This window comes from Streptomyces sp. NPDC059679 (genome assembly GCF_042734105.1).
Lineage (GTDB): Bacteria > Actinomycetota > Actinomycetes > Streptomycetales > Streptomycetaceae > Streptomyces.
In genome coordinates this window covers 70,510-83,367 of the sequence record NZ_JBHWES010000037.1, presented here as the reverse complement: position 1 = coordinate 83,367, position 12,858 = coordinate 70,510, and the positions used below count along the sequence as shown (strand labels likewise).

General features: G+C 68.3%; 10 protein-coding genes and 1 pseudogene. 5 read left to right on the top strand and 6 right to left on the bottom strand.

All coding sequences use genetic code 11. The annotated features are described in order from the left end of the window. Nucleotides 1-360: 360 nt before the first annotated feature. Both ACFV2X_RS32370 and ACFV2X_RS32365 read left to right on the top strand, forming a co-directional pair. Nucleotides 361-1,575 carry a lactonase family protein gene (locus ACFV2X_RS32370; RefSeq protein ID WP_385623328.1) on the top strand — a complete coding sequence of 405 codons (1,215 nt, stop codon included), beginning with the start codon at nt 361-363 and terminating at the stop codon, nt 1,573-1,575. Nucleotides 1,576-1,719: 144 nt separating this feature from the next. After that, a complete protein-coding gene (locus ACFV2X_RS32365) occupies nt 1,720-1,869 on the top strand; it encodes a hypothetical protein (protein WP_385623325.1) in 150 nt (49 codons plus the stop codon). A 139-nt stretch (nt 1,870-2,008) separates the two neighbouring features. Here ACFV2X_RS32365 and ACFV2X_RS32360 read toward each other — a convergent pair whose 3' ends face one another. The 3 genes from ACFV2X_RS32360 to ACFV2X_RS32350 all read right to left on the bottom strand — a co-directional run bounded on the left by ACFV2X_RS32360 (nt 2,009) and on the right by ACFV2X_RS32350 (nt 4,638). Next, entirely contained in the window at nt 2,009-2,743 is a 735-nt protein-coding gene (locus ACFV2X_RS32360) for a response regulator (RefSeq protein WP_385623323.1), read from the bottom strand. Further along, entirely contained in the window at nt 2,740-3,963 is a 1,224-nt protein-coding gene (locus ACFV2X_RS32355; RefSeq protein ID WP_385623320.1) for a sensor histidine kinase, read from the bottom strand. The genes ACFV2X_RS32360 and ACFV2X_RS32355 overlap by 4 nt, the downstream gene beginning before the upstream one ends. 138 nt (nt 3,964-4,101) lie before the next feature. After that, nucleotides 4,102-4,638, bottom strand: a complete 537-nt coding sequence (locus ACFV2X_RS32350; RefSeq protein WP_385623318.1) for a hypothetical protein — start codon at nt 4,636-4,638, stop codon at nt 4,102-4,104. A 173-nt stretch (nt 4,639-4,811) separates the two neighbouring features. Between ACFV2X_RS32350 and ACFV2X_RS32345 the strand changes: the two genes are divergently transcribed. The 3 genes from ACFV2X_RS32345 to ACFV2X_RS32335 all read left to right on the top strand — a co-directional run bounded on the left by ACFV2X_RS32345 (nt 4,812) and on the right by ACFV2X_RS32335 (nt 10,199). Then, nucleotides 4,812-6,488 (top strand): SWIM zinc finger domain-containing protein, encoded by a 1,677-nt coding sequence (locus tag ACFV2X_RS32345; RefSeq protein ID WP_385623315.1) that lies wholly within the window; start codon nt 4,812-4,814, stop codon nt 6,486-6,488. 810 nt (nt 6,489-7,298) lie between these two features. After that, nucleotides 7,299-8,237 (top strand): protein NO VEIN domain-containing protein, encoded by a 939-nt coding sequence (locus ACFV2X_RS32340; RefSeq protein ID WP_385623313.1) that lies wholly within the window; start codon nt 7,299-7,301, stop codon nt 8,235-8,237. A gap of 102 nt (nt 8,238-8,339) precedes the next feature. Further along, nucleotides 8,340-10,199, top strand: a complete 1,860-nt coding sequence (locus tag ACFV2X_RS32335; RefSeq protein WP_385623311.1) for a DNA/RNA helicase domain-containing protein — start codon at nt 8,340-8,342, stop codon at nt 10,197-10,199. A 144-nt stretch (nt 10,200-10,343) separates the two neighbouring features. On the opposite strand, the pseudogene ACFV2X_RS32330 reads toward ACFV2X_RS32335, so the two are convergent. The 3 genes and pseudogenes from ACFV2X_RS32330 to ACFV2X_RS32320 form a co-directional block, all read right to left on the bottom strand. Continuing rightward, nucleotides 10,344-10,598: pseudogene (locus tag ACFV2X_RS32330) on the bottom strand (DNA-binding protein); the annotation flags it as partial. Between the two features lie 13 nt (nt 10,599-10,611). After that, the gene (locus ACFV2X_RS32325; protein WP_385623308.1) at nt 10,612-11,937 is read right to left on the bottom strand and encodes a 7-cyano-7-deazaguanine synthase; all 1,326 of its coding nucleotides are present in this window, start codon (nt 11,935-11,937) and stop codon (nt 10,612-10,614) included. Continuing rightward, entirely contained in the window at nt 11,934-12,617 is a 684-nt protein-coding gene (locus tag ACFV2X_RS32320) for a hypothetical protein (protein ID WP_385623305.1), read from the bottom strand. The genes ACFV2X_RS32325 and ACFV2X_RS32320 overlap by 4 nt, the downstream gene beginning before the upstream one ends. Nucleotides 12,618-12,858 lie beyond the last annotated feature (241 nt).

The following is a 12,858-nucleotide window of genomic DNA, read 5'->3' as shown; positions in this document are numbered from 1 at the left end:
TACGTTCACCCTGCGCTCGTGCGACGTGCCTCCGCTTCCGACACCGGCGCGGACCGCGGGCTGGTGCCCCGCCGGCAGCTCGGCGCCGACACCGGTTTCGTCGCCCACAGCCTGCGGGCGACGGTGCGCGGCGGCGGCTCACCGGTGCCCGCCAGGTGCCGAAGGTCGTCTCCGCCTCGCCGTGGTGGCCGGCTACCAGCGCTGCCTCCTGTTCCTGACCGAAGCGAGTCTCAGCGCCCCGAAAGTTCTTACGGGAAGCTGACGCGGGGGCCGAACCCTCCCACCGCATCCGCCTCTTGGGCAACTCTGCCTCTGCGCGCCACCGTTCGGTGGTGGCGGCGAAGGTCCGAGGAGCGAGATATGAGCATGCACACCAGGCGCAGGTCATCCTTGCGGGTCCGGCTGACCGTCGCAGGAGCCGGATTCCTCGCCACGGCCGCGGCGGTGGCCACGGTGGCCGTCGCCTCGGCGGGGGAGACCGGCCGCCGGTACGCGGGCGCGGGGGACGCGGGAGCCGACCACGCCGTCTTCGTGCAGGGCAATGAACTTGCCGGTAACCTCATCCACGTCTTCAAACGCGGCGACGACGGTGCACTGACCGCCGCGGGGACCTACGCGACCGGCGGCAACGGCGGCGACCAGGTCGACGCACCGACCGACTCCCTCGCCTCGCAGGGCTCGCTCGTCTACGACGACCGCTCGGGACGGCTGCTCGCGGTCAACGCGGGCAGTGGCACAGTGACCTCGTTCCGCGTCGAGGGCCAGAAGCTGACGGACCGGCAGGTGGTGGACTCTGGTGGTGACTTCCCGGCGTCGATCACTGTCTCCGGCAACGTCGCGTACGTCATGAACGCGGGCGGCGAGGGCAGCGTCCAGGGCTTCAGGGTCACCGGCGACGGCCTGAAGCCGCTGCGCGGTTCGCAGCGCTCCCTGGGGCTGGACAACGAGAAGGTGCCGCTGTTCAGCAGCTCACCCGGCCAGGTCGCCTTCACTCCGGACGGTCGTGCGCTCGTCGTCACCACCAAGTCCGCGAACACCGTCGAAATCTTCCCCGTACGGCGCGACGGACGCCCCGCACACCGGGCGATCGTCAACGAGTCGGCCGGTGGGGTGCCGTTCGCGATCACCTTCGACCAGGGCGGCCGGATGCTGGTGGCCGAGGCGGAGAAGTCGACGGTCAGTACGTACGAGGTCCGTGCGGACGGCACCCTCAAGGTCGTGCGGAAGCCGCTGGCCAACGGACAGGAGACGCTGTGTTGGCTGGAGCGCGCCGGTGACTTCTTCTACGGCGGCAACACCGGCAACTCCACCGTCACCGGCTACCGCACGGACCGGCACGGCCGGCTCGCGCTCACCAACGACGTCGGCGTCGCGACACCGCCCTCGGCCCAGTCGCAGGGGGTCATCGACCTGGCGGTGACGGAGGACGAGAAGTTCCTGTATGTGCAGAACGCGGTCTCCGGCACGGTCGACGGCTTCCGCATCGGCAGGAACGGTTCCCTCACGAAGGTCACCACGGCCACCGGACTGCCCGCCTTCGCCGAGTCGGGGATGGAGGGCATCGCCGCGGTGTGAATGCGGTCACCGCGGAGAGGGGCGTCGCTTACCTGAATCTCTCTGTGCTGAGCGGGTTGTACGGGAAGTGCCGCGCCACCTCATCACGCCGCATCGGTCCTCTGGCGCTTCGGGTGAAGTGCCCCGGTGAAGGATCCGGCAAATATGGGGAACTGCTCGCTCCGCGTGACCGCACGGGAGGGGACGGCGGCCGATGTCGAGCAGGCCCTGCGCGCCCTGGACGCCGACCGCCTGATCACCGGCTACCGCCCGGCTTCGGGTACACCGACGTATACGAGGCGGTGGGCCACCTGATCGAGCCGGCCATCGAACAGCATGAGGCCGATGTCCGCCGCCGGCCGGTGCTGGGCATGCCCGACGCGGCCGAGGCCGTGGCCCGCCACCGCGCCGGCGCGAAGCAGGCCGGGGAACACCTACGGCCCGGGGCTGACCTTCAGGAGGGAGATATCAGGTTGTTGCGGTAGGCGTAGCCCACGGCTTGAGCACGGTCGTTCACGCCGATCTTGGTGAAGATGCGGTTGATGTGCGTCTTCACGGTCGCTTGGCTGACGACGAGGCGGGCGCAGATCGCCGCGTTGGACAGGCCTTGGGCGATGAGGACGAGCACCTCGGCCTCGCGCGGGGTCAGCCCGTCGGGCAGCGGACCCGGCCCGCCCCTCTTCGCGTCCGGTGCCCGTGGGGTGGCTGCCGGCTGGGTGCCGCCGGTCTGGACAGCGGCGACGAGACGGGCCTGGACGACGGGATCAAGCCAGGTACGACCGTGGTGGACGTTGCGGATGGCTGTTTCGACTTCGTCGTCCTCAGCGTCTTTGGTCAGATAGCCGCGAGCCCCGGCCTGCAATGCGGGGAAGACGGAGTCGTCGTCCGTATAGGTGGTCAGCACGAGCACCGCGCTGTCCGGGACCCGTTCCCGCAGGGCCGCGGTCGCCGCCACTCCGTCAAGGAGGGGCATGTTGAGATCCATCAGCACCACGTCGGGGAGCAGCCGCTCGGCGAGCGTCACCGCCTCGGCGCCGTCGCGGGCCGCGCAGACCACCTCGATGCCGTCCAGCAGGCCGATCAGCAGAACGAGTCCGTTGCGGACGACGTGCTGATCGTCCGCGATCAGGACCCCTATCTTCCTGCCGTCGGGACTCGTGCGGTCAGGCGTACGGTCGGGCTTCGTCACGTGGGGATCTCCATCCGTACCTGCCAACCGTCCGGGGTCGGCCCCGCGGTGGCGCTGCCGCCGACATCCGTCAGCCGCTCCCGCATGCCGGTCAGGCCGAGGCCGGAGCCGCCAGCCTGCGTCACCAGCGATGAGGCGGGCCCGGTGCGACGGTCCGTGACCGTCACAACCGTGGCCTGCGGTTCGTAGCAGAGCGTCACCGTCGTGCGTGCGTCGCGTGCGTACCGGACAGCGTTGGTCAGCCCCTCCTGCACGCCACGGTAGAGGGCGAGGTCCGCGTCGGTGGGCAGGTCGCGACGTGGCCCGATGACGGACATCGTCACGTCGAGCTCCAGATCCACGCGGTAGCGCTCGACCAGCTCGGGCAGGCGGTCCAGCGACGGCATACGGTCCCCGCGCAGCGCGCCCACGGCCCGGCGTGCATCGCCCAGCCCATCCTTGACCAGCTTTCCGGCCCGGTCCAACAACTCCCGCAGATCCTCGCCGGCCTGGTCGCGCCGTGCCATGCGTCGCGCAGCCTGCATCTGGACGGCGAGTCCGGACAGGGTCTGAGCGAGCACGTCATACAGGTCCTGGGCGATGCGGGTGCGCTCGGCCAGCGCCGCCGCTTCGGCCTCGGCTTCCCTGGCGTCCTCCAGGCGAGCGAGCAGCAGCTCCACGCGCTCCTCGTTCCTGCCCGCCTGCCGCATGCTGATCGCCATGATCGCCAGGACCACGGAGAACAGCAGCTGGTGCATCAGGTTGTCCGCGCTGCCGTCCATCCCGGCGAAAGCGGCGCCCACCAGAGCGCCCATCATGACGCCGCTGACCGCGGCGGCCATCAAGGGCCGCAGCACCAGGAACGCGGTCAGCACCGCCACCGACGGCGGCAGGGTGGACATCGTGCCGGGCTGGAGGATGCCCAGCGCGAACCCGAACCCGTCGACCAGCAGGCAGAACACCAGGCACCGCACCGGGGTCGCCATCTGCCACAGGCCTGACGCGACCGCGGCCAAAGGCAACAGGCAGCCGACGAGCACAAGGGCGACCGCGAGGTGCTCCCCGCTCCCGCCGGGCCCGGGTTCGGCGTGCAGCGACTGGACGGCGATGGCGGCCAGGACGCCCCACGCCACAGGGCGCAGACGCCGACCCCTGCGCTCGCGCCGGTCCTGGGCGCCAGCCAGGGCCACGGCCAGCCGCGGGCTGACCGCGGCTGACGGATCATCCGGTAGGTCCGCCATGCCCTGAAGGATAGGGGCGATTGGGGCGTACCGCTGTCCTGACGGCTGCCGCCAGGGCTCGGGCTCGGGCCCGGGGACGCGGACACGGCTCGGCGAGCAGGTCCCGTGCGCGGCGCCGGGCAGCCGCAGCCTCACGGCTCACACCCCGGCCGGCGCAGGGACGGCCGCAGGGATCTGACGCGCCCGCAGGCGCACCACGACGAGTCGGCACAGGACCTGGGCCACGGCCATCAACAGCAGTGCGGCGGTCCAGGCGGCAGCACCGGTGATCAGGTGGTCGCGGCTGAACCGTGCGACCGTGGCCGAGCCGCTGTGCGTGGCCCAAAACACGAACGCCGAGCGCGAGGCCATGCCGACGACCCACAACAGTGCGGCGAGCACCCCGGCTTTGGCGAACGCGACGCCGTCCGAGGTGCGGCTTATGCGGGTGGCCAGGCCGCTGGCGACGCCCAGGGCGGCGCCGACGGCGACGCCGACGACATCCAGCCGGAGATCGTGCCCCTGGGGCGGGAAGGACTTCAGGTAGTGCGCTGCCGCGGCGGCGACGGCCACCACGGGCAGCAGTGCGGTGCGCATCGTCAGCCGGCTGCCAATGATCTGCGGGATCACGAGAAGGACCAGAGCGGCGGAGATGAGGTAATCGGTCGTCGTCATGGCCAAGAGCTTGCCGTTCACGGCGCCGACCAGCCTCGGCTCCAGGGTTGACCCACGGGTTGACTCCTCGCGTCAACCCACGGATTGACGCGCTGGGTTGGAGGCCAAGCCCGCCGAAGTCGTCGGCTCGCGCCCCTGGCCTCCCCTAGGCTGGCGGAGCATCAAGTGCACCACCACAGCAGAGCGGAAGATTCATGCGCGGCCTGACTGAGGCGAACCTCAAGGTACTGGCCGGCCCCCGTTCCTACGAGCGCGGGCTCGGCTACCTGGACGCGGTGTCCGGGGTCGAGGTCGGTGACGGATGGGTCACCGCGAGTGTCCACGGCACGGAGCGGTACGAGGTGGAGCTGACGCTGGACGGGGCCGGCGGGCTGTCCGGCGAGTGTGACTGCCCGTACGGCATGGAAGGCAACTTCTGCAAGCATCTGGTCGCCCTCGGCCTGACGGTGCTCGCCCAGCGGGAGAGTCTGCCACGGCAGCGGAAGGCGGCCCGAGACCGCGCGCATGACCTTGACGGGTGGTTGTCCGGCTTGTCCAAGGACGAGTTGCTCGCCCTCGTACGCGAACAGATCACCGAGGACCGTCAGTTGCGCCGCCGCCTGGAGCTTCGGGCCGCGAGCGCTCGCGGGGACCTCGCCTCGGTCCGGGCCCGTATCCGCGATCTGCTGGACATCGCACCCTTCGCGCAGTACGGGTACGTCGAGTACGCCGATGCCCGCGCCTACGCCGACCAGGCCGGGCAGGCGGTGGCCGCGATCGGCGCGCTCACCGGTTCGGGCCGGGCCGACGACGCGATCACCTTGGCGCGGGAGGCGATGAAGCTGCTGGCCGACGCGGTGGAGAGCGTCGACGACTCGGACGGATGGCTCGGGCAGGTCGGTGCGGACCTCGCCGACGCCCACCTCGAAGCGTGCCGTGCCGCATGCCCCGACCCCGAGGAGCTCGCGCGCTGGCTGGTCGGCCACGCGCTCGGCGAGGTGGATGATGGCCTCACGGACATCGATCCGCTCGACTACGAGGACGTCCTCGGCGAAGAGGGGATGGCCGTCCTGCGGAAGCTGGCGGTCGAGGCGTGGCGGGGCAACCGCCGCGGCTGGGCGGAGAAGTACCTGATGGAGCGTCTCGCCAAGGCGGGAGGTGACGTCGACGCGGTGATCGCCGTGCATGCGGCCGACCTCTCACCCAACGGCCACACGCACCTGGTCATCGCCCACGAGCTGGACACCGTCCGGCGCCCTGACGAGGCCCTGCGCTGGGCGGAACGCGGCATCCACGACGCCCGCGACCTCGCCGCCGTCGACACTGCCCTCATCGACTACCTCTGCGACCGCTACGCGCAGGCGGACCGGCTCCCCGATGCCGTGGCCCTGCGCCGCGACCACTTCGGCGCCCGCCGCACCCTGCTCGCGTACCAGCAACTGCGAGCCGCCGCCCGGGCCGCGGACTGCTGGCCGGCCGAGCGCGAGGGAGCGCTGTCCCTGCTGCGTGCCGATGCGGAGCGGCAACAGCACTCTCGGTACGGCGGCCCGGCCCTGATCGACGCCCTGCTCGACGACAAGGACATCGACGCGGCCTGGCAAGCCGCCACCGACACCGGCGCCGACGACCGGCAGTGGCTCACCCTCGCCGCCCAGGCCCGCACCACCCGCCCCGCCGACGCGCTCGGCGTCTACCGGCGCCTGGCCGAACCCCTCACGAAGCAGACGGGCAACGCGATCTACGAGCAGCTGACCAGCCTGCTGCTCAGCATCCGCGACTGCCACCGCCGCCTGGGCACCCCGGACGAGTTCACCACGTACCTCACCGCCCTGCGCGCCGACCAGAAGCGCAAACGCAACCTGATGCGGCTCCTCGACCAGCACGGCCTGTGAACCCACAACCGGTCCCCGAAAGCCGAGCCCGCACGACCGGAGCCTGGGGTATCCGACGGCCGGTTGGGAACCGTCGTATGGCATGGGCCGACTGCTGTAGTGAAGCGCTTCTCGCAGGCTCGAGTGCCCGGCGGGGGACCCGATAAATGGGGACAAACTGAGCCATTGGTGGGTGGTGAGCTGGTGATCCAGACGGCCGTCCCGGTGAATCGAGCGGGCACGTAGCCGATCGGGCCTTCGGCCGCTGCGGACGGGGCCGCCCTTCGCGGCCCCTGTCGTAGCTCGGCGGTCTGCTGTGGCAGGGCCGCTGGGTGGTGAAGGAACCAGACTGCCTCGCCACCGACTTGGTTCACCGAGGCCTCCGAGCGTGGTCCGCCGCGCCCGCCGTTCCCATGGACTACGCGCATACTCTCAGTGCGCGGACACCAGAGACGGACTGGACGACCCGCATCGTGTCGGCTCTCGCCGTGCGCGTGTGGTGCGTCCGGCAGGGCGAGAGGGGCACGCCGTCCGATTTTGATGACGGTGACGTGTCCGCCGCACAGCGCCGTGAGGTGCTGGGGATCGAGGCAACGCCACCGTGTTCGCCGCCCCCGGGCCGTATCTGGTCTGTATCGGCAAGTCGCCAACTGCTGCCCTCACTTATATGAAAATCTGATTGCCATGCGGAATGGTCATGGAGCCCAGCCGATCGGTGGGACCGGCGCAGCGGCAGGCGGGCACGGAGATAGACACTTGTCGAGGCATCAGGACAGCAGTAACGACGTTTCTGCCCCCCTCCACCGTCCGTCGCAGACAACCTCCTTCGTGATGGTCCACGTCGGCCAGAAGCCCGAAGCTAGGCGCAACCTGCTGCACGGGATCGAAACCCGGTCCTGGGGGTTTCCTCGGTGGAAGCCCGAGTACCGGTCCGCACGGCCACGCTTCGCTGTGCTGGCCACGGGAGTGGGGCCGCGGGTACAGCTCGACGAGTGGAGCACCAAGAAGATCACTCTGTACCTCTTCGAGGTGCGTGAGAACTTCTACGAGGCGGAAGCTCCTCACTGGCCGGACGAGGAAGACGAGAACGCCATCAAGTACCCGGTGCGCTTCGGTATCGAGCCGTTGGTTGTACTCCACGAAGTCCCACTCGACGAGGACGGGCCGCTTGGACTGGCCGCCAGCGACGCCATACGTGTTTCAGGGACTCAGCAAGGCGTAGGCATGCTCGTCGACATGGATCCGCAGCCATTGCTCGATCTGGCCGGGATCCCGACGAACTGGTCCGAACACCAGACGGTGGCCCTGAACCGCACCCCCGGCTTCACTGCGGAGCAGGTGAAGCCGCCTAAGCCGGCGAAGCGGCGCTCCAGCGGAGCGGGCTTCGTCTCCGACCCCAAGAAGCGCAAGGCCATCGAGCTGCACGCAGAGGACATGGCAGTCGCTCACTACGAGGGGGAGGGCTGGACAGTGGAACGCCTTGGCAAGCCGTACGACCTCCACTGCACTCGTCACGGGGCGGAGCGCCGTGTTGAGGTGAAGGGGACAACAGGAGCGGCCACGAGCGTCGACCTGACGATCAACGAGGTCGAGCACGCCCGGAACCCGCAGAACACCGTGGACCTGTTTGTGGTCAGCGACATCAAGGTGGACATGCGGACCGGCGACTACACGACGAGTGGCGGCAGGGTGTTGCACCTCTATGACTGGGCGCCGGCTGACGAGGACCTGAGGCCACGCAGCTTCGAGTACCGGCTGCCGCTCGCCTGATTGCCGGGATGCACCTTCAGGGGGTTCCAGGAGCCCCCACCGCTAGTCCCCCTCGCCGTCGTGTCCACTGCCTTACGGAGATCGTCCGTGCCTCTTCTTCGCATGTCCGCACGTGCACTGTTCGAGCGGTGCAATGACGGAGCCCTCTTCGAGCGGCTCGCCCAGAAGTACAGCTCCGTGCTCTTCCGGAATCCGTCAGACAGCGAACGCTGCTCGTGGGAGAACAGCATCCCGGCCCTGGCAGAAGTTCTGTGCGACGCGGGGCTTGATGACGTCGAGGTGCTGATCGAGCACCAATTGCCCGTTACCAGCTTGCGCGCAGACATTGTTCTTGCCGGCTCGCACCCCACGACGGGCAGACCGTCTTATGTCATCGTCGAGCTCAAGCAGTGGAGTGAAGCGCGCCTCGTTCCTGGCACTGACAACCTCTGCTTGGTCAAGGGAATGGGCAACCGACCCGCCCTGCATCCCGTGACCCAGGTACGCCGGTACTGCGACTACCTTCAGGACTTCACCAATCTGCTGAGTGACCAGGAGGACGCCGTCGCGGGCGTGGCCTATCTGCACAACGCAGTCGATCGGGGTGTCAGTGAACTATTCAGATCGCCCGACGCGAGGGCACAACTTTTCACAGACACATCCCGCGGCGAACTTATTCAGTATCTGCAGACCTGTCTTTCAGGCTTGGACGGTTCACCAGAGGGTGATTCTCTCCTGGCCAGCCCTCAGGCTCCCGGTCGTCAGTTGATGCGTGCCGCTGCTGCCGAGATAGTCGACGGCGGCCAGTTCCTCTTGATGGATGAGCAAGAGGTAGCGGCTCGTTTGGTCAAACGGGCAGCGAACCTGTCGCGACAGTCAAACCAGAAGGAAGTGATAGTGATAACCGGGGGTCCTGGTTCGGGTAAGAGCATCATTGCGCTGCACCTCATGGGACACCTATTCAGGAACGGGCGCAGCGCTTTCCACGCCACCGGATCCAAGTCTTTCACCACCACTCTCCGGCACGTCCTCGGCACTAAGAACGACCGCATCCCGAAGCTCTTCCGGTACTTCTTTGACTTCACAGATGCTGAGCAAAATGGGCTGGACGTCTTGATCTGCGACGAAGCCCATCGCATTCGACAGCGGTCGGCACGACAGGACACGTACGCCGGGCATCGGAGCGATCGAGGGCAAGTTGAGGAACTCATCGACGCAGCCAGGGCCCCGGTATTCTTGCTCGACGAGCATCAGGTGCTCAGGCCGGGCGAGATGGGAAGTAGAAAGACCATCGACGAGGCCGCTCACGCGCGCGGATGCATTGTGCGCCATGTCGATCTCAACAGCCAGTTCCGGTGCGGCGGGAGCCGTGCCTACGAAAACTGGGTCCTCCGCCTCCTCGGCCTTGAGTCCGGTGGTCCGATTCAATGGCAGCCTGAGGAAAACTTCGAGTTGCTCGTCGCCGAATCGCCTCAAGAGATGGAGAGCTACCTCCGCGCCCGACAAGAATCCGGCTACACTTCTCGTATGACTGCGGGATTCTGCTGGCCGTGGAGCGATCCGCGGAATGACGGTAGCCTGGTCGACGACGTGGTCATTGGGACATGGCGCAGGCCCTGGAATCTCAGAGGTGAGCAACCTGTGGGTGGGGCACCCGTATCCTCGCTGTGGGCCACTGATCCGTTAGGATTCGGGCAGATCGGCTGCATTTATACGGCCCAAGGATTCGAGTACGCCTGGAACGGAGTGATCTTCGGCCCCGACCTGGTGTGGCGTGGCAATGGGTGGCGTGCTGTCCGTGAAGAGAGTAAGGACCACACCGTGAAAAAGGCGGCGCCAGATGATTTTGGCCGCCTTATAAAAAATACATACAAAGTACTACTCACGCGGGGACTGGCCGGTACCGTACTCTATTCAACCGATCCCGAGACTCGGGCGATGCTGGCTAGCCTGGTTCCGACTGGGGTAAAGCAGGGTCTGTAAGTAAGTAGCCCTACGCCACCTCCTTGGTTCGCCGGGACATCTGCGCGCGGTCCGAGGTGTCCGCGCCTTCCCGTGGACTACGCGGAGTGTCATCGAGCCGGCTCTCGCCTGGTGCACGTTCGACAGGGCGTGAGGGGCACGCTGTCAGATCTTGATGATGGTGACGTGTCCGCTGCAGAGCGCCGCCAGGTCCTCGGGATCGAAGGTGAGCACTGTGGCGGGGCCGGGGGCGACGAGAGCGGCGGCGCTGAGCATCGCGCCGATGGCGTACTTGTGCCCGTGCAGACCTGCGTCGGCCAGGAGAGCGGCGGCGTGGCGGGCGACGGCGCCGGTGACTGGCTCGATGATGAGGCGGGAGAGGGCGACTGGAGCCGGACAAGGCCGTTCGGGTCGAACGTGGCGTGGGGGCGGGTCACGATGCTTTCCGTGAGGCTCTCTTGTCCGCCCAGGCGATCAGCGCCCGCAGTTCCTTCCTGCCCCGTTCGACCACCTCCAGTAGTGGGGGATGTTGCGTATTCGTCGGCAGTGGAGCGTCGGCCACCAGGTCCAGCAGGCCCCAGTCGGTGTCCAGGCATCGCTTCAGGGCCCGCCAAGTGCCGGTATGGGAGGCGGACAAGGCAGGGTCCCAGGGATCGGCCGCGTACGGCGTGCGGTCGTCGCCGAACGTGTGCAGCAGGCCTGAGCGGCGGACCAGGCACGGGTAGCAGAGGCCGCAGTGGGCGAGTGCGGGCCCAGCAGGTCGGCGGTCGGGGGGAGCGCCGCAGCTCAAGGTGGCCTCCAGCGCCTGCTGCGGCAGCCCAGCGTTATGCGCCACCTCGCAGACTTCACCTTTGGTGAGCGTCGCGAAGGGATTCTCGACGCGTATCTCGGCCCCCGGATCCGCGACCTCGGAGATCACGCGGTTGAGGTGGTGAAGGGTCCACGGGTGCACCGAGCGGGTCGAGCAGGCTCCGGCCCGGGCGGCCGACAACGGTGGGTTGAGGGCGAGTTGGCCGTTCTCCGGCAGGTGGACGACGGGGACGTGCTCCGCTGCGGCCGCGTGCACAGCGGTTGCCGCGTACAGCAGGCCGCGTGAGCGGGTGGACCGCTCCAGTTTGATGCCGCTGCCACGTGGCGTGCGCACGGTCTGGCTCTGGTGAAGACGCCGTAACCGGCCTCGCCGCCTCCGCAGGCCATACACAGCTTGGTACACATGCTCCTGCAGCGCCTCGAAGTTCCGTTCCTCAAAGGTGATGAGGAGCAGGGTGCGAGGCGTGGGCAGGGTGGCACGCTGGGCTGCCCAGCCGAGGGAGTCGAGGCCGCCGGAGAAGAGAGCGACATCGTGCGCGTACTCCTCGGACGCGAAGGTGAGGGGTTCTTCCCGGACCGACTTCCCAGGCATGGGCCGGAAAACGACTTCCCACAGGTCGCCCGTCACCGTCCCCAGAACGGCCGTCAGGGCGGGGAGGGCACGGTTCCATCGCTCGGAATCGGCGACCGGTACGGAGAGGGTTATGTGCCGGGTCCAGTGGTCGAAGCCATCGGCACGGTCGGCGTACCGGTCCGCTGCGAAGACGGCGCGCGCCACCCGCTGGAGATCATCCGCCCAGTCCGGGGCGGGGGCGAACAACTGCCGTCGGTCCGGTCCGCGTGACGAGCGTTCCCAGTACACGGCGTCGTGCAGGGGCTGCCAGCGCTGGGGCGGTGCTTCGGCGCCCGGACGGGAAAGCCAGAAGAACCGGGGATGCGCTTTGGTCATGCGGCAGGCTCCCTCTCATGCGACGTGCGGTCCGTGTCCCCGCTCGGTCCGTCGGGGAGCAGGCCCAGCGCTTGGCCGACCGCTTGAGGAACGAGTCGGTGCGCGACGAGCCGCAGGGGAGTGATCGGATTCTCGACTTCTAACGCGGCCCGATCCCCTTCCTCCTCTACCTCCGCCAGCTGTGCGGCTTCTTCACATGGGTTCGGCAGCAGGCGCATAACGTGCTCGGCTATCCAGTCGGCGATGTGGTCCTCGGGATCGAGCGTGGGCAGCAGCGGAACGACGAGTTTGACCTTTTCGGCGACCGCGGTACGAAGGAACTCAGCCACGATGTCCGCGAAGAACCCTTGGTAAAGCAGGCAGAACACGTCGCCGGACAAGCGGCTGCCGCCCGGTGCACCGGCTCCGGGATTCCGTTCCAGGAGGCGACCGGCGGATGCTGCGGCGGCGCGGCGAACGGCCGCGTCCGTCACGGTGCCGCCCTCGCCTCCCACGGCTGCGGTGAAGCGGGCGGCGAATTCATCGCCGTCCCGGCTCAGCGCCCAGATGTCCACGGCGGCGGTCAGCCGTTCCCCGGCCGCGCGAGCCGCCTCGTAGAGGCCGAAGGCCGTCGGATCCTCCCGGAGGGTCCGGTGAAGTACCGCCAGGTGTTCTGCGGCGATGTCGTCCAGCTTCGCCAAGGCGTCCGGCGCGTCCGACTGCCAGGCCGAGGCCTGTCCACCCGCGCGACTCCACTCGCCCGCCCTGCCCGTACGACCGCCGGGACCCGGCCAACGCGATGATGTCCCCACGCCTCACTTCCCCTCCGGCCAGCGGCACAGTCGCTCTTCCAGGGGAGCAAGAAACCGATGTCGAGGACAGGGCGCCTGTCAGCCAGGCCGTGACAGACGTTTACGTCCCTGCCGAAGGCAGCCCACGCAT